The organism is Streptomyces sp. SAI-135, assembly GCF_029893805.1.
In the GTDB taxonomy this organism is placed as follows: domain Bacteria; phylum Actinomycetota; class Actinomycetes; order Streptomycetales; family Streptomycetaceae; genus Streptomyces.
On record NZ_JARXYP010000002.1, the window covers coordinates 4875259 to 4898520 of the forward strand.

The 23262-nt window shown below is 72.4% G+C and carries 19 protein-coding genes; 8 read left to right on the forward strand and 11 right to left on the reverse strand.

Translation table 11 applies throughout. From position 1 onward, the window contains the following. Positions 1-112 precede the first annotated feature (112 nt). From M2163_RS26555 to M2163_RS26570, 4 genes are all read left to right on the forward strand, one after another. Positions 113-2317, forward strand: a complete 2205-nt coding sequence (locus tag M2163_RS26555) for an MMPL family transporter (RefSeq protein WP_280895222.1) — start codon at positions 113-115, stop codon at positions 2315-2317. Positions 2318-3182: 865 nt separating this feature from the next. Continuing rightward, on the forward strand, positions 3183-4418 hold the full coding sequence (locus M2163_RS26560; protein ID WP_280850356.1) for a sensor histidine kinase: 1236 nt from the start codon (positions 3183-3185) through the stop codon (positions 4416-4418). An 89-nt stretch (positions 4419-4507) separates the two neighbouring features. Continuing rightward, positions 4508-5302, forward strand: coding sequence for an inositol monophosphatase family protein (locus M2163_RS26565; protein WP_280895223.1), 795 nt, complete (start codon positions 4508-4510; stop codon positions 5300-5302). A 152-nt stretch (positions 5303-5454) separates the two neighbouring features. Beyond that, positions 5455-5985, forward strand: a complete 531-nt coding sequence (locus tag M2163_RS26570) for a TerD family protein (RefSeq protein ID WP_280895224.1) — start codon at positions 5455-5457, stop codon at positions 5983-5985. A 42-nt stretch (positions 5986-6027) separates the two neighbouring features. Here M2163_RS26570 and M2163_RS26575 read toward each other — a convergent pair whose 3' ends face one another. Beyond that, on the reverse strand, positions 6028-7359 hold the full coding sequence (locus M2163_RS26575; RefSeq protein ID WP_280895225.1) for a hypothetical protein: 1332 nt from the start codon (positions 7357-7359) through the stop codon (positions 6028-6030). Positions 7360-7632: 273 nt separating this feature from the next. On the opposite strand from M2163_RS26575, the gene M2163_RS26580 reads away from it, so the two are divergent. Together M2163_RS26580 and M2163_RS26585 are read left to right on the forward strand one after the other, a co-directional pair. Then, positions 7633-7854, forward strand: a complete 222-nt coding sequence (locus M2163_RS26580) for a hypothetical protein (RefSeq protein ID WP_037706913.1) — start codon at positions 7633-7635, stop codon at positions 7852-7854. Positions 7855-8316: 462 nt separating this feature from the next. Beyond that, on the forward strand, positions 8317-9423 hold the full coding sequence (locus M2163_RS26585; protein WP_280850352.1) for an acyltransferase: 1107 nt from the start codon (positions 8317-8319) through the stop codon (positions 9421-9423). A 219-nt stretch (positions 9424-9642) separates the two neighbouring features. On the opposite strand, the gene M2163_RS26590 is transcribed toward M2163_RS26585, so the two are convergent. The 5 genes from M2163_RS26590 to M2163_RS26610 form a co-directional block, all read right to left on the reverse strand. Beyond that, the gene (locus M2163_RS26590) at positions 9643-10734 is read right to left on the reverse strand and encodes a DUF3533 domain-containing protein (protein WP_280850351.1); all 1092 of its coding nucleotides are present in this window, start codon (positions 10732-10734) and stop codon (positions 9643-9645) included. 76 nt (positions 10735-10810) lie between these two features. After that, entirely contained in the window at positions 10811-13249 is a 2439-nt protein-coding gene (locus tag M2163_RS26595; protein WP_280895226.1) for a SpoIIE family protein phosphatase, read from the reverse strand. A 216-nt stretch (positions 13250-13465) separates the two neighbouring features. Next, a complete protein-coding gene (locus M2163_RS26600) occupies positions 13466-13768 on the reverse strand; it encodes an SCO5918 family protein (protein ID WP_053852860.1) in 303 nt (100 codons plus the stop codon). 122 nt (positions 13769-13890) lie between these two features. Next, positions 13891-15321, reverse strand: coding sequence for a DEAD/DEAH box helicase (locus tag M2163_RS26605; RefSeq protein WP_280895227.1), 1431 nt, complete (start codon positions 15319-15321; stop codon positions 13891-13893). A gap of 203 nt (positions 15322-15524) precedes the next feature. Further along, positions 15525-15728 carry a cold-shock protein gene (locus tag M2163_RS26610; RefSeq protein ID WP_007383480.1) on the reverse strand — a complete coding sequence of 68 codons (204 nt, stop codon included), beginning with the start codon at positions 15726-15728 and terminating at the stop codon, positions 15525-15527. A gap of 676 nt (positions 15729-16404) precedes the next feature. Here M2163_RS26610 and M2163_RS26615 point away from each other — a divergent pair. Beyond that, the gene (locus M2163_RS26615) at positions 16405-17724 is read left to right on the forward strand and encodes a phosphatase PAP2 family protein (protein ID WP_280895228.1); all 1320 of its coding nucleotides are present in this window, start codon (positions 16405-16407) and stop codon (positions 17722-17724) included. Positions 17725-17743: 19 nt separating this feature from the next. On the opposite strand, the gene M2163_RS26620 is transcribed toward M2163_RS26615, so the two are convergent. Continuing rightward, positions 17744-19063 (reverse strand): helix-turn-helix transcriptional regulator, encoded by a 1320-nt coding sequence (locus tag M2163_RS26620; RefSeq protein WP_280895229.1) that lies wholly within the window; start codon positions 19061-19063, stop codon positions 17744-17746. 187 nt (positions 19064-19250) lie between these two features. Here M2163_RS26620 and M2163_RS26625 point away from each other — a divergent pair, with 187 nt between their 5' ends. Beyond that, on the forward strand, positions 19251-19973 hold the full coding sequence (locus M2163_RS26625) for a DUF4232 domain-containing protein (RefSeq protein ID WP_280895230.1): 723 nt from the start codon (positions 19251-19253) through the stop codon (positions 19971-19973). A 24-nt stretch (positions 19974-19997) separates the two neighbouring features. Here the strand turns inward: M2163_RS26625 and M2163_RS26630 are convergent, their stop codons facing one another. The 4 genes from M2163_RS26630 to M2163_RS26645 form a co-directional block, all read right to left on the reverse strand. Then, positions 19998-20348, reverse strand: coding sequence for a MerR family transcriptional regulator (locus M2163_RS26630; protein ID WP_037706885.1), 351 nt, complete (start codon positions 20346-20348; stop codon positions 19998-20000). Between the two features lie 489 nt (positions 20349-20837). Beyond that, positions 20838-21086 (reverse strand): CBS domain-containing protein, encoded by a 249-nt coding sequence (locus M2163_RS26635; protein ID WP_280850345.1) that lies wholly within the window; start codon positions 21084-21086, stop codon positions 20838-20840. 53 nt (positions 21087-21139) lie between these two features. Continuing rightward, complete coding sequence (locus M2163_RS26640; protein ID WP_280850344.1) at positions 21140-22606, reverse strand: DEAD/DEAH box helicase; 1467 nt, start codon at positions 22604-22606, stop codon at positions 21140-21142. A gap of 176 nt (positions 22607-22782) precedes the next feature. After that, complete coding sequence (locus M2163_RS26645) at positions 22783-22986, reverse strand: cold-shock protein (protein WP_280850343.1); 204 nt, start codon at positions 22984-22986, stop codon at positions 22783-22785. Positions 22987-23262 lie beyond the last annotated feature (276 nt).

Genomic DNA, 23262 nt, shown 5'->3' on the forward strand with positions numbered 1-23262 from the left:
CGTACTGCGTTCCGAGTACGGGGGATTGTCGGCAGGCGCACGACGACATCGCCGCCCTCGTCCCGACAGCCTGGGACGGACCGTTCGGCACCAGATGTGGAGATCCCCCGCCGTGGCTACTTTCCTTTACCGCGTGGGCCGCCTGGCCTTCCGGCGACGCTGGTACGTCGCCCTGGTCTGGGCGGCCGTCCTGGCCGCCGTCGGACTGGGCGCCCTGAAGGCGCCCGGCGCGGCCGACGAGGGGTTCTCGATGCCGGGCATCGAGTCCCAGAAGGCGTTCGACCTCATGGAGGAGCGCTTCCCCGGCGCCACGGCCGACGGCGCCACCGCGCGGGTCGTGTTCGTCGCGCCGAAGGGCGAGAAGGTCACCGCGGCCGGCAACAGGAAGGCCGTCGAGGACACCGTCGCCGACCTGGCCGACGGCTCACAGGTGGCGTCCGCCGTGAACCCGTTCCAGGCGAAGGCGGTGAGCGCGGACGGCACCACGGCGTACGCCACCGTCACCTACGACGTCGCCTCCAACGACCTGACCGACGCGAGCAGACACCACCTGGAGCAGGCCCTCGACCGGGCCCGGGACAGCGGACTGACCGTCGACGCCGGCGGCACCGCCATGGACGACGGCGGTGGCGCGGGCGGCGCGGCCGAGATCATCGGTGTCGCCATCGCCGCGGTCGTCCTGCTCGTCACCTTCGGCTCCCTGGCCGCCGCCGGACTCCCGCTGCTGACCGCGATCATCGGAGTCGGCGTCAGCATGGCCACGATCCTCGCCCTGTCCGACGCGCTCGGACTGTCCACCACGACCGGCACCCTGGCGATGATGCTGGGCCTCGCCGTCGGCATCGACTACGCCCTGTTCGTCGTCTCCCGCTACCGAGAGGAACGCGCCAACGGCCGGACGCCCCAGGAGGCGACGTCCCTCGCCGTCGGCACGGCAGGCTCCGCGGTCGTCTTCGCCGGTCTGACCGTCGTCATCGCCCTCGCCGGGCTCTCGGTGGTCGGCATCCCGATGCTCACCAAGATGGGCCTGGCCGCGGCCGGGGCGGTCGTCGTGGCCGTGTTCGTCGCGCTGACCCTGGTCCCCGCTTTCCTCGGGTTCTGGCCCAACGCGGTCCTCAGGCGCAAGGCCCGCAGGAGCGGCCGCGTCGAGGAGGAGACCAAGGACAACGGCGGCACCCGCTGGGCCCGGTTCGTCCTGCGCCGCCCGCTGCCCGTGCTGATCCTCGGCGTGGTCGGCCTCGGCGCGCTCGCGCTGCCGATGACCTCCCTCCAGCTGGGCATGCCCGGCGACGAGGCCAAGCCGACCTCCACCACCGAACGCCGGGCCTACGACGCGCTCGCCGAGGGCTTCGGGCCGGGCTTCAACGGCCCGCTGACCGTCGTCGTGGACGCGAAGGGCGACGACGACGCCAAGGGTGCGGCCTCGACGATAGCCCGCGAGATTGGCGCGACCGAGGGGGTCGTGTCCGTCTCCCCGGCCCGCTTCAACGCGAGCGGGGACACCGCCGTCTTCTCGGTCGTGCCGTCCACCGCGCCGACCGACGAGAGGACCAAGGACCTGGTCACCACGATCCGCGGCGAGCGCCCCGGCGTCGAGTCCGCGACCGGCGCCACCTTCGAGGTCACCGGCACCACCGCGCTGAACATCGACATCTCCGAGAAGGTGCAGTCCGCGCTGGTGCCGTACCTGGTCGTCGTGGTGGGCCTCGCGGTCGTGCTGCTGCTGGTGGTCTTCCGGTCCCTGCTCGTCCCGCTGAAGGCGGCCCTCGGCTTCCTGCTCTCCGTCCTGGCCTCCCTCGGCGCGGTCGTCGTGGTCTTCCAGCAGGGGCACGGCGCCTCGCTGCTGGGCGTGGAGACCACCGGCCCGATCATGAGCCTGATGCCGATCTTCCTGGTCGGCATCGTCTTCGGCCTCGCCATGGACTACGAGGTCTTCCTGGTCTCCCGGATGCGCGAGTCCTACGTCCACGGGGAGACGCCCGCCCAGGCGGTGACCTCCGGCTTCCGGCACAGCGCCCGGGTGGTCGTGGCCGCCGCGCTGATCATGATCGCGGTGTTCGCCGGGTTCATCGGCGAGAGCGACTCCATGATCAAGATGATCGGGTTCGGCCTGGCCACGGCCGTCCTGCTCGACGCGTTCGTGGTCCGCATGGCCCTCGTACCGGCCGTGCTGGCCCTGCTCGGCGACAGGGCCTGGTGGCTGCCGAAGTGGCTGGACCGGACCCTGCCCCACGTGGACGTCGAGGGCGAGGCCCTCACGAGGCCCCCCACCACCCCCGAGCCCACACCCACCACCCAGGAAACGGCTCACGTCTGACCCGGCCCGTGGCTGTCGCCCGGCTGGCGGCTCGCGGTGGACGGGGTGGGGCCTGTCGGCCAGGTGTCGGCACAGGTCTGATGCGGGCTGTAACCGTCGCCTGGGTGGCGACCCGCGATTGCTCGCGCCGCGGCCGTCGGCCAGTAGTGGGCAGGCGGTTGGTCGGGCCGCGCTCGCCGGCCAGGAGTCAGCGGGCTGTTGGTCGAGGCGCCCCCGCCAGCCAGAGATGGCGCGGGTCTGGTCCGTGCCGTGTCCATCGGTCGGCCGGCGGCACGCGGCCGATCCGGCTGCCCCCTCGACCGGGCGACGGCACCCGATTGATGGGGCGGCGCCCGCCGGTCGGGTGGGGCAGGGGGCTGGTCTGGTCCCTGTTCGTCGGTCGGCTGGCGGCACCGGCTGGTCGGGGCGAGCCCCCCGACCAGGCGGCGGCCCGCGTCTGATCCGCCACGCGCCCCCGAGCAGGAGCGGCACGCGGCCGCCTCCCGCCCGCCGAGCAGGGCCGCACGCGGCCGCCTCCCGCCCGCCGCCCAGGAGCCGCATGCGGGCCGACTCGCGTCCGCCGATCAGAAGCCTCACGCGGCCGGTGTGAGGCCGCCGATCGAAGCCTCACGCGCCCGGTGTGAGGCCGCCGAGCAGGAGCCGCACGCACCCGGTGTGAGGCCGCCGAGCAGGAGCCGCACGTAGTCGTCCGGGTTCGCCGAGTAGGAGCCGCACGTACCGTCCGAGTCCGCCGAGCGGAGCCGCACGTGGCCGGTTCGGGTTCGCCGAGCAGGAGGTCGTAGCCGTGGCACTCCCATCCCCCACCACGACACGGGCGGCCCCCTTCGATCACCATGGGGCCCAGGCCCACCCACCGGAGAGCACGATGACCAGCAGCCCGGAGCGGCGCTACACGCACCGCCTGGAGGAGTTCTCGGCGCGCCATCCCTTCCTCGTCGACCTCTCACTGGTCCTCGCGTTGATGGGGTCCGCGTCCCTCGGCGCCTCGCTCACCCTCCCCGGGGCCGCGCCGCCGGACGACGACAGGCTGGCCGTGGTCCTCATGGGCGTGTCCTGCCTCGCCCTGCTCCTGCACCGCACCCACCCCCGCCTGACCGTCGTCGTCAACGCCCTCTGCGCCACGATCGTGATCGCCCAGGGGTACCTCCTCACCCCCCTGCTGCTGGGCCCCGTCATGGCCTCGCTGTACTGGCTGGCCACCCTCACCGACCGGACCACCCTCCGCACCTACGGCCTGCCGACCATGCTGGTGCTGACCCTCGCGGCGGCCTTCTCCGACTCCATGGACCACGTGTCGCTGCTCCTGAGGACCATCGGCCCGGTCTTCTGGCTGCTGTTCCCGCTCGCCGCCGGCACCATGACCCGGCTGCGGCGGGCCTACCTCCAGGCCACCCAGGCCCGCGCCGACCACGCCGAGCGCACCCGGGAGGAGGAGGCGCGCCTCAGGGTCACCGAGGAACGCATGCGGATCGCGCGGGAGCTGCACGACGTCGTCGCCCACCACCTGGCCCTCGCCAACGCCCAGGCCGGCACCGCCGAACACCTCGCGCTCGCCAACCCCCGGCAGACCCAGCAGATCCTGCACGACCTCACCGGCACCACGTCCTCCGCACTGCGCGAACTGAAGGCCACCCTGGGCCTGCTGCGGCAGACCGACGACGAGGGCGCCCCGCTGGAACCGGCCCCGGGCCTGGCCCGGCTGCCCGAACTGGTCTCCTCGTGCGCCTCCGCCGGGATCACCGTCACCGTCACCACGGAGGGCGAGCCGCAGCCCCTGTCCCCGGGCGTGGACCTGACCGCGTTCCGGATCGTGCAGGAGGCGCTCACCAACGTCACCAAGCACGCGGCCACCCAGACCGCGCACGTCCGCTTCGTCTACGACGGCTCCCGTCTCCTCATCACCGTCACCGACGAGGGCCCGCCCACCGCGGCCCCCGGACCGGTCGTGCCCCCGAAGGGCTTCGGCGTCATGGGCATGCGCGAACGCGCCCACTCCATCGGGGGTGAACTGCGGGCGGGACCGCGCCCGGAGGGCGGCTTCGAGGTGCGCACGGCCCTGCCGCTGCAACCGTCGGTGAGCAGCGGGGAGGAGACGGCCTGAGGGGCGGGACCTCCCCGTAGGACTGGGTCCGTCCGGGGTTCACCGGGAGGTCGCCGGCCGCCGGGTCCCGGGCCCGTAGGGTGGCCGGCATGGCTGACGTGGATCTCGACCGGGCACTGGAGGTCGCGACGCACCTCGCGGCCTGGGCGGCGGAGACGATCCGGCGCCCCCGCGACCCGGGTGCCGAGGTGCGGGAGAAGGACGGGCCCGCGGACATCGTGACCGCCACGGACGAGGCGGTGGAGACCCGCACCCGCGAGGTGCTCCGGCGGACCTTCCCCGACCACGGGATCGTCGGTGAGGAGTACGGCACCACGGAGGGCACCCCAGGCGCCCCGCACTGGGTGGTCGACCCGGTCGACGGCACCACCAACTACGCCCACTCGCTGGGCTGGTGCTCCTTCTCGCTGGGTCTGGCCGCCGCCGACGGCACCCCGCTGCTCGGCGTGGTGGCGGACCCGTGGCGGGGCGAGACGTTCACCGCCGTCCGGGGCCGCGGGGCGTATCTGAACGGCACCCGGGTGCACGCGGCCGCCCACACCACCCTCACCGGCCATGTCTTCCTCACCGAGTGGGCCGCGCACGCCCATTGGCCCGGCATGGACGCCCTCCTCGCCGAACTCGCCGACCGGCACTGCACGGTGCGCGTGATGGGGTCGACGGCGCTCTCCCTCGCGCAGGTCGCGGCGGGCCGGGCCACCGCGGCGGCCATCGGCGGCTTCCACGCGGTCGACGGGCTCCCGGCACTGCTGATCGCGCGTGAGGCAGGAGCGGTGGCCCTGCCCGAACTGCCCTCCCACAACCAGCCGTTGCTGCTCGTGGCGCCCGGCGCCGCCGAGGAGACGGCGGACATCTGGCGCAGGTCGGGAGCGGCGGCCGGCTGACGGCTTCCTGGGCGAGACGTGACCAGGAGACAACCGTCAGGAAGGCATCAAGGAGCCGGCCGGAGCACATACTTCAGCAAGTGGGCTCAGCAAGGGCTCGGCGAGCGGGCTCGGCAGACGGGGCCCGGGGAACTCCGACGGGGAGCGGTTCGATGCATGCCGGTGGTGCGGGACTCGGCAAGGTCCAGGTACGGCTCAAGTGGGATCCGAGCCCCTACGGCGAACCGGCCCGGCACCTCGACATCGTCGCCGCGACCTACGCGACCGATGACCCGTACGGGCGGCCCGCGTACGTCGTGCACACCGAGAGCCGTTCACCGGACGGCACCATCAACATGACCCGGCACAGCGAGACCGGCCTCGGCCTCGGCTACGTCGAGGTGATGGAGCTGGAGTTCGAGCGCCTGTCGTCCGCCTACGGCCGGGTGGTGGTCGGTGTCGCCATCCACCAGACCGGCGGCCCCCGCACCTTCGCCGACCTCTCCCACGCGGGGGTGCTCGTCGTCGAGGGCTACCGGCATCTGCTGGAAGACGACTTCGCGGGCGTCGCGGACGCCACGGCAGCCACGATCGCCGAGTTCACCAGGGACGCCTCCGGGGCCTGGCACTTCGCGCCGCTGATCCGGGGTTTCGAGAGCAACCCCGCGGGGTTCATGGCGGAGATGGGCAGCGTACGGGGATGAGGGGGCCGGCTCCAGCCCGCCCCCTCACCGGGGCCGCCGTCGTCAGGCGGACGGGTTGACGACGACCTCGGCCGTGTTGTTCCGGGTGTCGGGGTCGAAGGCGAAGGCGGCGCTGCCGTCGTAGGGACGGACCACGACCCGGCCCTCGGCGTCCGGGATCACCTGGTCGACGCGCAGCCGGAACGGGAAGGCGACCTTGAGGTCGGGACGGGTCCAGGTCGGCAGGGTGCAGACGTAGTGCGGGACCGCCGGGTCGCCGGCGGAGGACGAGACGGTGCGGCAGGTGTCGGGCACGGAGGTGGCGGTGGTGCCCGGCGGGAGGTAGTAGTCGATCGCGGGGACCGGGTCCCCCGAGGCGACGTCGGCGACCCAGGCCGGCCCGCGGTTGACGAAGCGGAACCCGGCCGCCACGGTCTCGCCCTGCGCGCCGCTCGGGTCGGTGCCGTGCACGGCGAAGTCGGCGGTGTTGACGGCGTCGATGTGCCAGGAGCGGCCGTTGTCCGAGCTGTCCAGGTCGGTGGCCGCGCCGCCGGGCGCCACGTCGTAGTCGAACCGCTCGTGCAGCGCGTGGCCGGTGACCGCGAGCCGCAGCGGTTCGGGCAGCTCCACGCTGGCGCCGGGTGCCACGTCGGTGCCGAAGGAGCAGGTCACGTACGTCATCGACGGGTACGGGGCGTCGGCGTCGTCCGGGCCGGTGTAGGTGCACTGCGGGTAGCGGGTGGTGACGTCGAGGCCGTACGTCGCCCACATCTGCACGGTGAAGCCGTGCGCGGTCTCGTTGCCGGTGTTGGTGACGGAGAACGGCACGGTGAGGTCGGTGCCGGGGGTGACCTGGGAGACGTCCTGCGGGGCGCTGACGCCGAGGTCGGGGCCGGAGCCGACGGTCACGAAGGTCTCCGCGGAGTACTTCTCGGCGGTGAGCGTGCCGGCGGGGCCGCCGGTGGCCGTGGCGGAGTACTCGATCGCGCCCTGCGCGCCCACGGCGGCTCCGGCCGCGGCCCGCAGCCTCAGCTGCACCTGCGGGCTGTAGCGGACCGGCACGTCACCGGTGTCGCAGACGGCGACGGTGCCGGCCGCGTCGGGCGCGCAGTTGTCGGGCCAGGCGATCTCGGCGACCCCGGCGAGCCCGGAGGCGTCGACGGTCAGCCGCCCGTCGGTCACGGTGTAGTCGCTGTTGTAGTGCTGGAGCCCGAGCGCCATCGACCGGTACTGCGCCGCGCCGCCGTCGCCGGGAGCGAGAACGACCGCCTGCTCGTACGGCGCCTGGATCTCCAGCCCGTCACCGGGCGCGTCGTCGGCCACCGCGACCCCGCTCCCCAGCCCGGCGAGAACCAACGCGCCCGCGACCACGCGCCCGACGGACACAGAACTCATGACATCCCCCACATGGGACAGAAGGACCCCGGCCCCTGATCGGGACCGGCCGCGAGTTGGACCGCGCCCCCGCTCCGAAAGTTGCCCCTGGCCAGCGGGTTCTTACCTGCCTCTTGATCAGCGGGCTCCCTGGGGGACGCCGGCGGTGCCCCTTGCCGGACCCGCTACGGCGATCTTCGCGACGCGTCCCGCGGCCTCCGGCCCCGTTGCGTGTTCGTATCGGTCCTGGACAGACGGCGCGGGCCGGGCGGCCGTAGGCGCATACTGAGGAGGATGACAAAGCCTGCTGCACCGAAGCGTCACTTGCCCACCAGCCCCTTCAAGGCACCGGTCGCACCCGCTCCCAAGCACTTCGCCGTGGGCGACCAGGTCACACACGACATGTACGGACTCGGCCGGGTGATCGGCGTCGAGGACGGAATCGCGGTGCTCGTCGATTTCGGCTCGTCGCAGATGCGGATCCTGAGCCCGTACTCGAAGATGACCAAGCTGTAGGAGAAAGGACCCTCCCATCGATCTGACCTCGCTGTTCTCCGCCCCCGAGGGGCAGCCCCAGCACACCCCCGCGGCCCTGCCGCCCCCCACCACGAACCCCTTCAAGGCCCCGGACTTCGGGGACGACGAGGACGAGACCTTCCCGCGGCCGGAAGCGGCCTAGCTCCTCCACCCGCCCGGGGCCGGTGCCCCTGTTCTCCTGTGTTCCCGCTGTGCTCCAGCGGTGATTCGGCACAGCCGACGCCCAGCGACGCATGCGAGCGTGATTTCCGGTTAGGCGCACCGGGATCACTCGATTCAGCGGGCAGGTGAGCAGAGATCTCTTTCACGGCGAAGGCACCGGACTCGACGGCCGCGGCGGAAACGGAGCAGGAAGGACAGGGAGGAGCGGACCCGGAGGCAGGCGCCCGCAGACCACCCGCCCCGGTCGCACCCCGTGCGAGCCGGGGCTTTCCGTCCGCGGTGTCCCGCACCGGACGGGTGAGCGGCCTGGACGGACTGCGCACCCTCGCGGTCGCGCTGGTCGTCGTCCACCACGTGGAGCCCGACCTGCTGCCCGGCGGCGCGGTCGCCGTGGACGTCTTCTTCACCATCAGCGGCTTCGTCATCACCCGGCTGCTGATCGCCGAGTACGTGCGCCGCGGCGGTATCTCCCTCACCTCCTTCTACCGCCGCCGATGGCTGCGACTGGTCCCCGCGATGCTGGCCGTGTGCGCGTTCTGCGTGCTGATCGCGTCGACGACCACCCTGTGGGGTTTCCGGGGTTCCCTCCAGGCCGCCGGCCTCACGGCCGCCTTCCTCACCAACGTCGTACGGGCCATGGAACCCGGCCCCTACTCCGAGCTCACCGCTCCGCTCGCGCACACCTGGTCACTGGGCGTGGAGGAGCAGTTCTACCTGCTGTGGCCGCTGGTCCTGCTGCTGCTCCTGCGACGCCTGAAGGCCCGTACGGTCCTGCTGTGCACGGCGGCCCTGTGCGTGCTTCCGCTGCTCTGGCGCTGCGTGCTGTGGAACCCGGACGCGGCCCACCGCATCTACAACGGCACCGACACCCGCGCCGACCAGCTCCTGGCGGGCGCCCTGGTGGCCGTGGCCCTGGCCCGCCTGCGTGCCGACGACCCCCGTCTGGCCCTCCTGCGCACCTGGTCAGCCCGTCTCGCCTGGCCTGCCCTCGCCCTGCTGGGCCTGGTGGCCTGGCAGGTACCGGTCACCGAGGACCTCGGCGCCTGGACGACCGCGTGGTACACGATCGGCTTCCTCGCCGTGGCCGTCCTCTCCGCCGGCCTGGTCACAGCCCTCGAACTGCGCCCCGAGGACCGCCTGTCCCGCCTGCTGGCCCTCACCCCCCTGTCCTGGGTGGGCCGCAACCTCAGCTACGGCATCTATCTCTGGCACTACCCGGTCGTACGCCTCCTCGCCTCCCTCGGCGTCAACGAGGGCCGACTGGCGGCGACGGCTGTACTGACCCTGCTGATGGCCCTTCTGTCGCACTACGCCATCGAAAAGCCGTTCCTCAAAAGGGCCCACCCGACAAGGCCCCTGAGCCCGGCACTGGCGACGGCGACATAAGCCCGGCCCGCACTGACCGCCCGTACGGCCTGTACGGGCCGGCCGTCGTCCCGGCCGCAATCCGACTCGACTCCGGGCCGCCTGGAGACTACGGGAAGGCGTCCGCGCCGAACCGCCGGGGACGGGCCTGCGGGACGCTGCCGCGCGGTGCCGGTGACGGACGGCGTGTCGGCGCATGCCGTCATGCGCGGCACCCCGTGCCCAAAGCCGTGCCGCCCCTCAGACGGTCACCGTCGGCTGCGCCCCCGCCGCAGCCCCCCGTCCTTCCCGCCACCAGGACGCCCCCCAGGCCAGCACGGCGCCCCCGACCGCGTACGCGCCCAGCACCCAAAGGGCCGAAGCCGTCGCGTGGCCCGAGAAGTACACCGTGTTGCGGACCAGGGTGGTGCCGGCGCCCGGCGGCAGGGCCTGGCCGATCGCGCTCCAGAAGGCGGGGAGGAGGGGGGCCGGGTAGACGCCGCCCGAGCTCGGGTTGCCGAGGACCACGAAGAGGAGGACGACCAGACCCGTGCCGAGCAGGCCCAACAGGGTCTGCAGGGCCAGTGCCGTGGTCGCCGAGGCCAGGACGGTCAGGGTTCCGATGGCGCTCAGCGCCCAGAAGTGGCCGCCCAGGGCGTCGAACACCGGCCCCACGATCACCGCCCCGGCCAGGCCCGACACCACCGCGTACGGGATCAGGACCGCCAGCCGGATCAGGGTGCGGGGACGGTTCGCCGGGCGGGAGCCGGACGCCATGCCCATGATGGTCGCGGTGAGGTAGCCGCCGATCACCCAGCCGAGGACCAGGTAGAAGGACGTCATGCCGCGGCCGTCGCCGGAGTTGGGGGCGCGCAGGTCCGTCACCGTGATCCGGCGCTTCTCCGAGGCCTCGATCTTCTGGGCGATCTGAGTGGCCGTCTGGGAGACCGACGGGCCGCCCGCCGAGGCGACGAGCAGGGTGTCCTCGGTGCCCTTCGGGTTGAACACGAAGGCCGCGTCCGTGCGCCGCGTCATGACCCACTCGCGCGCAACGGCCTCACTGGCCGCCGCCGTTGCCGTCACCGGGTCGCCGTCCAGCGCGTTGAGCTGCGCGACGATCTTCGCGGACGCCTGCTGGGGGGCCACGACGGCCACGGGGATGCGGTGGGGGACGGGGGAGTGGAAGGCGCCGACGTACGAGAGGATGAAGGCCAGTTGGACCAGCAGGCCGCCGAGGACCAGGCCGAAGGCCCGGAACGTCACGGCGTCCTTGAACTCCGCCGTGAGTCCGGGGGACTTGGGGGCCGGCTCCGTGGGGGTCGCGCCGGCGGAAGGGCTGGAGGGTGCGTTCACGGGCGCATCGTCGCACAGGCGGGTGAATGCACCGTTCCGTTTTGCCGGCCCCGGGGAACCGGGCAACCCGCACGAGCTAATCGTCCGCGAGCCCCAGCTCCGCCCAGATCGTCTTGCCGCCGGCCGTCTGCCGGCTCCCCCACCGCTCCGCCATCTGCGCGACCAGCAGCAGTCCCCGTCCGCCCTCGTCGAACGCCCGCGCCCGTCGCAGGTGCGGAGCGGTACTGCTGCCGTCGGAGACCTCGCAGATCAGCGCCGAGTCACGGATCAGCCGGAGGACCACCGGGTCCTCGCCGTAGCGGACGGCGTTCGTGACGAGTTCGCTGACGATCAGCTCCGTCGCGAAGGACGCCTCCCCGAGGCCCCACGCCGTAACCTGCTCGCTCGCCGCCTTCCGGGCCCGTGCCACCGCCGCCGGATCGCGCCGGAGGTCCCAGGTGCGGACCTGGGAGGCGTCCAGGGCGGAGGTGCGGGCCAGCATCAGGACGATGTCGTCGGCGGGGCGGGCCGGGAGGACCGCCCGCAGGACCTCGTCGCAGGTCTCCTCCAGCGGACCCGCCCTGTCGGCCAGCGCCCCGCGCAGCAGGTTCAGCCCGACCTCGATGTCGCGGTCGGCCGTCTCGACCAGGCCGTCGGTGTAGAGGGCGAGCAGGCTGCCCTCCGCCAGCTCCACCTCGACGGACTCGAACGGCAGGCCGCCGAGGCCGAGGGGCGGGCCGGTCGGCAGGTGCAGGAAACGGACCTCGCCGTCCGGGGTGACCACGGCCGGCGGCGGATGGCCGGCGCGGGCCATCGTGCACCGGCGGGAGACCGGGTCGTAGACCGCGTAGAGGCAGGTGGCCCCCACCTCACCGGGTGCCGGGGCCTCCCCCGCCCGGTCGCGGGTGTCCGGCCCCTCCTCCCGGTCGAGCCGGACGACCAGGTCGTCGAGCTGGGTGAGGAGTTCGTCGGGGGCGAGGTCCACGTCCGCGAGGGTCCGTACGGCCGTGCGCAGGCGGCCCATCGTCGCCGAGGCGTGGATGCCGTGGCCCACCACGTCCCCCACGACCAGGGCGACCCGGGCGCCGGACAGCGGGATGACGTCGAACCAGTCCCCGCCCACGTCCGCCCCGGAGCCCGCCGGGAGATAGCGGTACGCCACGTCCATGGCCGCGAGGTCCGGCGGCCGCTCGGGCAGCAGGCTGCGCTGGAGGGTGAGGGCGGTACGGCGTTCGTGGGTGTAGCGGCGGGCGTTGTCCACGCTGACGGCGGCCCGCGCGACGATCTCCTCCGCGAGCAGCAGGTCGTCCTCGCTGAACGGCTCCGCCGTGCGGTGCCGCAGGAAGTGCACCAGGCCCAGGGTGACCCCTCGGGCCCGCAGCGGCACCATCATCACCGAGTGGATCATGTACTTGGCGACGGTCTCGGCACGGGCCGGGGAGGACTCCACCCACTCCCGCATCCCGGGGTCCCCGGCCGCCGGACGGGTGCCGCGACCCCCGATGAGGGCCCGCATCGGGGGCGTGTCCACCGGGTAGAACGTCTGCTCACCGGTGGGGACCACCGACTCCGGGCAGCCGTCGAGGACCGACCGCTGTGCCGTACGGCGTACCGTGACCGCCCGGTCCGGCGGCACCGGCTCCGGTTCCTCGCCGAGCGCCACCGACTCCAGCAGGTCCACGGTGACGAAGTCCGCGAAGCCCGTCACGGCCACCTCGGCCAGTTCCTCGGCGGTCCGGGTCACGTCCAGGGTGCTGCCGATGCGCAGGCTCGCGTCGTTGAGGACGGCGAGTCGGCGGCGGGCCCAGTACTGCTCGGTGGTGTCGAAGACGGCCGCGGACAAGCCCCGCACCGCCCCGCTCGCGTCCTTCAGCGGGGACAGGAACATCGACCAGGCGTGGCCCCGCACCTCGCCGGGGGCCTGTCCGTAGTTCTCGTGGAAGATCGGCTCGCCGGTGCGCAGCACCTCCCGCTGGAGACGGTCGTACTCGTCGAAGGGCGGCTTCGGCTCCATCTCCCACAAGGTCAGTCCGCGCATCTCGGCCACGCTGCGGCCCATCACCAGGGTCATGGCCTCGTTGGCCGACACCAGCCGGGCCTCGGTGTCGTAGACCGCCACCGGCACGGGCAGCTGCGCGAGCGTGAGGTCCCACAGGGCCTCCGCGTCCGGTTCGACGGGCCCGGCCATGTGCTCGGGGGCGGGGGCGGTCACCAGCCACGGCCGCCTGCCCTCGCCGTCCGCGAGCGGTGTCCCCTTCAGCCGTACGACGACCCGGCCGCCGTCCCGGTGCCGCAGCGCGACCTCGGTGGCCCAGCGCCGGCCCTCGGCGACATGGCGGCGCGCGGACAGGGGCAGCTCGGCGGCGAGCAGTCCGGCGGCCCGGCGTCCCACGACGTCCTCGGCCTCGTACCCGAGCAGCTGATGCGCCCCCGCGCTCCACACCGCGATGGTCCCGTCGGCGTCGACGACGACCGCGAGGTCCTCGGGTACGCGTCCCTTCACGGTGCCTCCGGGTGTGCCGCCCCTGATGTGCATGTTCCCAGCGTCGCGCCGCGCGGCTCCCCGCTCAAGCGATGACGAGCGACGGCGGTCGCCGGCGCGCGATGAGGGGAGGAACACGGCGGCGCTGCCGTGAGGAGCCGCAGTCTTGCACGAGGCGGCGGGCGCGGGCAGCGGAACGGGATGATCCCGGGCACCGCACGGCGGCGGGCGGGAGCGGTGGCCGCGACCGCCGCCGTGCGCCCGGTGACGTCAGCCCAGCGGGGTGTCGGCCCAGGGGAGGGAGGCCGCCGGGTCGTTGAAGGCTTCCTGGCGGGGCGGCTGGACCTCGTGGCAGGTGAAGCCGAGCCGGGTCAGGGCCCGGCCGACCTCGCTGGCCGTGAAGTCGCGGCGGTCCTGCCGGGTGATGACCTGGCCGACCTGCTTGACCGGGTAGACGTGGGGGCCGACGGTCACGCACAGGCCGGTGGCGGGTTCGGGCTGGACGCCGTCCATCGACCTCTCGACCTCGCTCATGGTCAGGTCGAAGGGAAAACGTGCGATGACGATGCGCATGGTGCCTCCACGGGGAGCGGTCGGGACGTGACGGTGAGAACGGCCAGGGTGCGGCCCTGCTCGTCTCCTTCTCGACGGGACGCCGGCGGCCGGGCCACCGGCCCCGTCAGTCGGTCGTACGGCTATCGGCTGGTGGGGGTGGAGCGGCGGCGGCCCCGCGCGGAGCGGCTGCTGCGGTTGCGTCCCGCGGACCCGGAGCGCTTCGGGGCCTCGGCGGGCGCGGGCGCGGGCAGGGTGACGGGCACACCGGAGGGGGTGCGGGCGCCGGTGATGCGGTTCAGCTCGGCCTCGCCCGGACGGACCCGGGTGATCCGCGCCGTGACGCCCGCGTCGGACATCAGACGGTCCACCGCGCGCCGCTGGTGCGGCAGGACCAGGGTGACGACCGTGCCGGACTCGCCGGCACGTGCGGTCCGGCCGCCGCGGTGCAGGTAGTCCTTGTGATCGGCGGGCGGGTCGAAGTTGACGACGAGGTCGACGTCGTCGACGTGGATGCCGCGGGCCGCCACGTTGGTGGCCACCAGGACGGTCACCTGGCCGTCCTTGAACTGGCCGAGGGTGCGGGTGCGCTGCGGCTGCGACTTGCCGCCGTGCAGCGCCGAGGCCCGTACACCCACCGACAGCAGGTGCTTGGCGAGGCGCTCCGCCGCGTGCTTGGTGTCCAGGAACATGATCACGCGGCCGTCGCGGGCGGCGATCTCGGTGGCGGTGGCGTGCTTGTCGTCGTCCCGGACGTGCAGGAGGTGGTGGTCCATCGTGGTGACGGTGCCCGCGGACGGGTCGACCGAGTGCACCACCGGGTCGTGCAGGTAGGTGCGCACCAGCCGGTCGATGTTGCGGTCGAGGGTGGCCGAGAAGAGCATCCGCTGGCCGTCGGGGCGCACCTGGTCGAGCAGGGCGGTGACCTGGGGCATGAAGCCCATGTCGGTCATCTGGTCCGCCTCGTCGAGCACGGTCATGGTGACCTGGCTCAGGCTGCAGTCGCCGCGCTCGATGAGGTCCTTGAGCCGGCCGGGAGTGGCCACGAGGACCTCGGCGCCGGCCCGCAGTGCGGATGCCTGCCGGCCGATCGACATGCCGCCGACGACGGTGGCCGCGCGCAGGCGCAGCGCCCGCGCGTAGGGGGTGAGCGCGTCGGTGACCTGCTGGGCGAGCTCGCGGGTGGGGACGAGGACCAGGGCGAGCGGGTGCCGGGGCTCGGCGCGCTGTCCGTCCAGGCGGGCCAGCAGCGGCAGACCGAAGGCGAGCGTCTTGCCCGAGCCGGTGCGGCCGCGGCCGAGGACGTCACGGCCGGCCAGGGAGTTCGGCAGGGTCGCCGCCTGGATGGGGAAGGGAGTGGTCACTCCCTCGGCGACCAGCGCGGCCTGCATGCGCGCGGGCAGGTCGAGGTCGGTGAACGCCTCCACCGCGGGCAGGGCCTCGGTGAGGGTGGTGGGGAGGGTGAACTCGCCGCGGGGCGCGGCGGCCGGGCGGGAGCGCTGGTGGCTCACGGCGCGGGAGCGCGGGCGGCCGGTGGTGGTGCCGTTGTTCCCGGTACGGCGGGTGCGATTCATGGGAGGGGAACCCTTCCTCGATGCGTGCGGCACGTGTCGAGGAATTCCTCCGGGGCGCGGCGAAACCGCACGAGAATTCGCAAGAAAGAGCCGGGGAGAAACGAAGACAATCAGATTGTTCGAGTCAATCGGATGCTTCCGAGCAATGGACAGGGCCCGCACCCCAAGAGTGCGGGCCCCAGCCGTGAAGATACGCGTCAGCGTCAGGCGGGAACGATGTTCTCGGCCTGCGGGCCCTTCTGGCCCTGCGTGACGTCGAAGGTAACCTTCTGGCCTTCCTGAAGCTCGCGGAAGCCGGAGGTGGCGATGTTCGAGTAGTGCGCGAACACGTCAGCGCCGCCGCCGTCCTGCTCGATGAAGCCGAAGCCCTTTTCCGCGTTGAACCACTTCACGGTGCCAGATGCCATATTGAATCTCCCTAGGGGGCAGTGCCGGGACCCGCACTGTACGGACCCCGAGTCGCCGCGATGGACTCCCCTCCGGAAGACCCGGAAAGACGCCGAGGAACTTCAGAGAAATTCTCCGGAAACCAAAACTGCAACTTTTATCACGGTAACACACGGTAGGTGGGCGGATCTACGCTGTCCGGAATCCTGGCGGCGACCGGCCCGAAAACTTCGCCGCGCCCTGCCCGCGATTCTGTCGCGGCCGTGACAGTTATTCGTCCGGCGCGCGGCGCGTCTCCTCGTCCGAACGGGTCCGGGCGGAGGGCCCCGACAGGCCTGGCCTCCGGGACGACGATACGGCAGGGGTGCAGTTCTGGCGTCGAGAAGTGAGAAAATATATCGCCACGACATCAGGTTTCTGAATCCGCCCGAAGCTCCCGAGGATCACCCCCGCCGTGCATCGTGATCCGCCACACGCGCACCCAACCCACCACCGCAGCGCGGTGTTCGATTACCGCCGCCATGTCATACCCTGCATCTTCGGTGAGCCGGGTCTCAGGGGGGACACAGGAACCCGGACCGCGATCCTTCCCTCTTCCCCAGTCGGGCGGGCGGTTCTCTGACGGGCATCTAGTGAAACTGGCTGAAATTGATGGAAATGCCACCGCGGGTTCGATCGCGGGCGAGACTCTGGGCCGTGGCGGCCGTCGTGGCCCTCGGGTTCTTCGTCGCGATGGAGTGCGTCGCGCGCGGCTACGGTCTGCCCGGGCCGCTCACCGTCCAGGCGCGGGAGTTCGTGTGCCCGCCCAAGTCGGGCCCCCTGCTGTACGCCGGCCTGGCGCTGATGATGGTGGTGCTGACCTGGCGACAGCGGTTCGTCGCGATCGGCACCGCGATCGGCATCGACCTGGCCTTCGCCCTGTTCCGGTGGCTGTTCGACATCGAGGTCGCCCACGGCCACCCCTTCGGGAACGGCGCGCTGTGGGTGATCGTGGGCTGCGCGGTCGTCGCCCTCACCCGCCGCACCGGCCCGGAACGCGTCCTGCTGCTGAAGGGCGTCGGCCTGGGCCTGCTGCTGGTGGCCGGCCGCAAGACCGGTGACACCTGGCTCCTCATCACCGCGAAGAGCCGCCACCTGGTCCTCGACCCCTATCTGGCCAACGCCGACCACGCCCTGGGCAACCCCTCGTGGATCATGGGCCGGATCGTCACGGCCACCGGAGCGATCGGCTTCAACTTCCTCGACACCATCTACGGCCAGCTGGCGGTGGCCGCGGTGGTCGTCGCGCTGTACCAACTGCGCGACGTGGCGGCGGAGCGCCGCTTCCCGCGTCACCACCTCGTGCGCACGTTCCTGCTGATCGGCCTCCTCGGACCGGCCATCTACATGATCTTCCCGGTGGTCGGGCCGGTCTTCGCCTACGGCACCGGGACCGACCACTGGGCGCCGATCGCCCTGTGGTCGCCGCAGATACCCAGCGACGGGCACTGGGCGGTGGCGAACCTGTGGCCGCAGACCCCGCCGCCGATATCCGCCCCGCACTCCATACCCTTCGACGGGATCACCCCCCGCAACTGCATGCCCAGCCTGCACACCGCGTGGGCCGTCGCGATCTTCATCCACTCCCGCACGGGCCCCCGTGCCCTGCGCTACGCGGGCACCTTCTGGCTGATCGCCACCCTGACCGCCACGCTGGGCTTCGGCTACCACTACGGCGTGGACCTCGTCGCCGGTGTGGTCTTCACCCTCACCATCGAGGCGGGCGTGCGCTCCTTCGACCGCGGCTGGGACCGGTCCGGGCTCCAACTGACCGCCTACGGCACGGCGGTCTTCGCCGCGCTCCTGGTGTCGTACCGCTTCCTGCCGGTGCGGATGGCCGAGTACCCCTGGCTGGCCGGGCCGCTGCTCCTGCTGGCGATGGGCTCGGTGATCTACGGCTATCTGCGGACCGTCGCCCGGTGGGAGCCGGCGACCGTGCCGACGCGGTCCCCGCAGCCGCAGCCCGAACTGCTGTGAACCGCGGCGGAGGTCCGGATCAGCCGCCCACCCGCTCGATCCACTCGCTGCCGCCCAGCGGATAGTCGTAGCCCGGGCGGCCCACGTCGGCGCTGGTGCGGAACGGCCGGCCCGCGTCGTCGATGTGGACGGTGCCGCTGCGGCCGCCGCTGGACCAGTCGAGGCTGAGGTCCCAGCGGACGTCGTGCGCCGCGCTGTGGGCGGTGATGTAGAAGACCTCCGGGTCGGACTCGCTGACCTTGTACGGGAAGTCGCGCTGGCCGTTCTTCACGGTGACCGTGGGGCTGCCGTTGTCCAGGTCGATGTCGAACGACTTGGTGCCGACCCCGCCCCCGCAGCCGACGCCCATCGAGTAGTCGTTCCAGGCGAGCGGCGCGCCCTTGGTGAGGAAGCGGACGTGCAGGGCGTTCAGGACGACGGTCCCGTCACCCGTGCCCTGGACGGTGAGCGCGATCCGCTGCTCGCCCGAGGAGACCGCCCCGTACGCACCGGCCCAGCGCCGTGCGTCCTGCTCGGTCGCCGGCGGGCCGACCTGCTCGGGTTCGCTGTCGACGAGGAAGTGCTGGCTGCACGGATTCTCGTAGACGTAGGGGCGGACACCGACGGTGAGCGGGACGGCGTCGGCGGGCCGGTCCGCGTCCTGCCTGCCGCCCCCGTTCGCGGTGCCGGTGCCCCCGGGACGGGCGGTCGCGGGCCGGGAGCCGGTGGCCGACGCGGACGGTCCGTGTGTGCTCCCGTCGGCGGACGGGGTGGCGGAGGACCGACCGGCGACACCGGTGTCCGGGGTCGGGCTGTCCAGGGTGCCGGTGGCGGCCGGCACGGTGGTGTCCCCGGCCAGGAAGACCATCGGACGCAGGACGTACACGGCGGATCCCAGTGCGGCGACCACAGCGACGGAGGCGATCAGCGCGGTGCGGCGACGACGGAGCCAGGCGGCGGAAGCACGAGGCGCTTCGGCCTCCGGCTCGCCGGTGCCGGTGACGGCCTCGGTGTCGCCCCCACCCTCACCCTCGGTCCCGCCCTTGTCCGTACCGGCCCCGAGCGCCGGGTCCTCGGCCGCGCTCCGGTCCGGTCGGCGCCCCCGTTCCGCGTCCGCCAGGATCCAGTGCCGGTGCAGCTCCACCAGCTCCTGCGGTGTGGCCCGGCAGACCCGCGCGAGTCGCTCCACCGGGGCGTACTCGACCGGCACGGCGGTGCCGTTGCAGTAGCGGTGCAGCGTCGACGTGCTCATGTGCAGCCGCTTGGCGAGCGTTCCGTAGCTCAGCCCCGACCGGTCCTTGAGCTCCCGCAGCAGCCGTGCGAACGCCTCGGTCCGTTCGGTCCCCGTTGCCCCTGACACCCGTTCCCCTCACCCCGCGCATCCCGGTCACGCATTCCAGGGTCGGCACGTTCCCCCTGTTCAGAGCCCGTTTCGGCGTTCCAGCGTCCCCAACTGCCCGCTGGGCGTGGCGGTCGGGACGGATCACCTCACAAGCTTCGGTCATCCAATCACCACCGCCACCCGAACTCCGAAGGGGTACAGCAGCATGTCCAAGACCTCCCGCGTCCGTCTCGTCGCCGCCGCCGCGACCACCGTTCTCGCCGCGCTCTCGCTGACCGCGTGCAACGACGGCACAGGCACCCAGGACGAGGGGCGCGCGGCCTCCTCTCCGGCCACGGACGCCCACTCCCCGGCCCCCTCGGCCGGTACGGACCGGCCGGCCTCGACGGGTGCCACGGGTCCGGCGGGCTCCACGGGCTCCTCCGGAACCGGCTCCGTGGGCGGGGCCACGCCGTCCGCCCCGCCCAGCCCGGTCTCGAAGACCCCGGGCGCCGCCGCCAGGCCGGTCACCTGCGAGGGCTCCACCACGAGGACGGTCGCGGCCCCGCTGACCCGCCCGGTGAACCACATGCTGCTCACGGTGACCAACACCGGCAGCACGAGCTGCTACCTGTACGGCTACCCGGCCGTCCGCTTCGGCGAGGCCCAGGCGGTGCCCCCGGTCATCGAAGCCTCGCAGCCGCAGGCGGTGGTCACCCTCGCGCCGGGCGAGTCCGGATACGCCTCGGTCAACCTGTCCGCCACCGACGGCAGCGCCGGGAACGGCCGCACCGCCAAGTCCCTGACCGTGTACTTCCAGGGCCGCTCCGGCAACGGGAGCACCGGCACGGGCGCCCACCCGGCGCTGCCCGCGAAGGGCGTCTACGTCGACGACTCGCTCAAGGTCACGTACTGGCAGCAGTCGATGGACGACGCCATCAGCTGGTGACACCCCGCCGGGCCGTCGACGGGGTCAGCCGGCGCGGGAGCCGGTGTTGTCGGCCGCGGCGTTCGCGGCGCGGCGGTACTCGGCGTTGATGCGCTGTGCTTCCTCGAGCTGGTCCTCGAGGATGACGATGCGGCAGGCAGCCTCGATCGGGGTGCCCCGGTCGACGAGTTCGCGGGCACGGGCGGCGATCCGCAACTGATAACGGGAGTACCGGCGGTGTCCGCCCTCCGAGCGCAGGGGAGTGATCAGCCGGGCCTCGCCGATGGCTCGGAGGAAGCCCGGGGTCGTACCGAGCATCTCCGCGGCCCGGCCCATCGTGTACGCGGGGTAGTCGTCGTCGTCCAGGCGATCGCCGAGTGGATTATCTGCTGCCATGTCACCTCGTTGTGCAACGCGTCGAGGGGCCCCGATGCCGTGCGGCACCAGGGCCCCGAAGGGAATTCAACACCATCTGTCGGCCCTCATGCTGTGCCGACCTTCTGTGTCCGCTACCCGGCCCGGTGACGGGAGGGGTGCGGGGATCGCGGCTGCGTGACCGGGGACCACCATCCAATCCGGGGTCTTGCGGTACCCGGGCCGATTGCCTCGGCCGGGCGATCCTGATGGCGTCTGCTCCTCCGTCCTTGCTCCGAACCGATTACCTGTGAACGGGTACTGCGGTACTGCCACCCGCCAGTTCATGTCTGCCGGGTCTCGCTTGACCTTCTCTACGAGAAAAACAGTAACCCTGTCAGAGGCCAATGTCTACTCTGACAAGAGGAGATTTTGGTGTTCGGAAAACGCAAACTCAAACGACGACGGGGCCCTGCCGACGAGTGTCGGCAGGGCCCCGTGGGCCTGGTGGAGGATCCGCAGCCAGAGGGCTCAGCCGGCGAGGCCGACGACGTCCCGCAGCGTGAGCCGGTCCGTGTAGGCGGCGCTGTCCCGCCAGACGGCGAGCCCGGCCAGGGTGACCAGGCCCGTGTGCTGCTCGTCCCCGTCACACAGGACGAGATGGTCGACACGGGCACCGGCCATCAGGGACAGGGCCACCTCGACCGTCATGTCGTCACTGACCCGGGGTCCGGGCCCCTGCCTGTCGAGGACCGCGTGCTGCGTCCGGGTCGGCGTCATGGGTGCCTCCTGCTGGAAGGGGGGTGTGGTGCATGGCCGGGGGGGGCGCAGCGTCAGGCGGCGGAGCCGAAGCCGGTCCGCCTCGGTGCGCCGCGGCGAGCCGCTTCGCCCACGGGGCGGCCCTGACTTGCCTGGCCTCGGCGCCCACGACGGCCCCGGGACGGGGACGAGGAGGCCGAGCGGCGGGGGCGTTCCGGCTGCGGGGCGGTGATGACGACCGGGACACCGGACGGGGCCTGGGCCCCGGTGATACGGCTCAGCTCCTCCTCGCCCGAACGCACCTGGGCGATCCGGGGGCTGATGCCCGCCGCGGCCATCAGCCGGCTCATCCCGCGCCGCTGGCCGGGGGTCACCAGGGTGACGACGCTGCCGGACTCGCCGGCGCGTGCGGTGCGGCCGCCGCGGTGCAGGTAGTCCTTGTGGTCGGTGGGCGGATCGACGTTGACGACCAGGTCGAGGTTGTCGACGTGGATCCCGCGCGCCGCCACGTTGGTCGCCACCAGCACGCTCACATGCCCGGTCTTGAACTGGGCGAGGGTGCGGGTGCGCTGCGGCTGGGACTTGCCGCCGTGCAGGGCCGCGGCGCGGACGCCGCTGCTCAGCAGGTGCTTGGTCAGCCGGTCCACCGCGTGCTTGGTGTCCAGGAACATGATCACCCGGCCGTCCCGGGCCGCGATCTCGGTGGTCGTCCGGTGCTTGTCCGCGTCGTGCACATGGAGGACGTGGTGTTCCATCGTGGTGACCGCGCCGGCGGAGGGGTCGACCGAGTGGACGACGGGGTCGTGCAGGTAGGTGCGCACCAGGCGGTCGACGTTGCGGTCCAGGGTCGCCGAGAACAGCATCCGCTGCCCGCCGGGCCGTACCTGGTCGAGCAGGGCGGTGACCTGGGGCATGAAGCCCATGTCGGCCATCTGGTCGGCCTCGTCGAGGACCGTGACGGCCACGTCGTCCAGGCGGCAGTCGCCGCGGTCGATGAGGTCCTTGAGCCGCCCGGGCGTCGCGACGACCACCTCGCACCCGGCGCGCAGCGCACCGGCCTGCCGGCCGATGGACATGCCGCCGACGACGGTGGCCAGGCGCAGGTTCACGGAGCGGGCGTAGGGGGTGAGCGCGTCGGTGACCTGCTGGGCGAGCTCGCGGGTCGGGACCAGGACCAGCGCGAGCGGCTGCCGCGGCTCGGCACGGCGTCCCGCCGTACGGGCCAGGGTGGCGAGGCCGAAGGCCAGGGTCTTGCCCGAGCCGGTGCGGCCGCGGCCGAGGACGTCACGGCCGGCCAGGGAGTTCGGCAGGGTCGCCGCCTGGATCGGGAACGGCACGGTCACGCCCTCGTGGCCCAGCGTGGCCAGCAGCTGTCCGGGCATGGCGAGGTCGGCGAACGTCTCGACCGCGGGCAGCGCGGGCGTGGTCGTCCTGGGCGGTGCGAACTCGCCCGACACGGTCTGCCGATTCCCGTAGGTCCTCGGACCACGGTGCGAACCGCCGGAGCGGCCTCGGGTGGGATTTGAGCGTGTGCGATTCATTGCGGAGCCTTCCTTGATGCGGCACGTATCAAGGAATTCCCGCAGCCGATGAGCGGCGCTGAGAATCGCGAGAACGAGCCGGAGGTGATGTGTGATGCGCCCGAAAATGCGCGAGCTGGGGCCCGCACCCCTAGGTGCGGGCCCCAGCTGCGAAATTATGCGCGGCGGTGCCGGTGTCAGGCGGGAACGATGTTCTCGGCCGTCGGGCCCTTCTGGCCCTGCGCGATCTCGAACGACACCTTCTGACCTTCCAGCAGCTCACGGAAGCCCTGGGCGGCGATGTTGGAGTAGTGGGCGAAGACGTCGGCGCCGCCGCCGTCCTGCTCGATGAAGCCGAAGCCCTTTTCCGCGTTGAACCACTTCACGGTGCCAGTAGCCATGTCATATCTCCTTCGGAGGCGGTTTCGGAAATCACCCTGCGTGAATTCCGTGTCGCCGTGCTGATTAGCCCGTCGGAAATGAACCTTTTGGCAACCACACCTGCAACTGAGATCGACAGTAGCACGCTGCGATCGGCCGTGCGCGGGTGATGATTTGGCGTGGGTCGGCGTTTCCAGGAATACTCGCCGGACCCCTGCCCTATATCTCATTCGGTGGGCACAGATATTGCGATGCCCGGGGTGCGGCCTACCTCCCGCGCCGGCCGCCCGCACCCC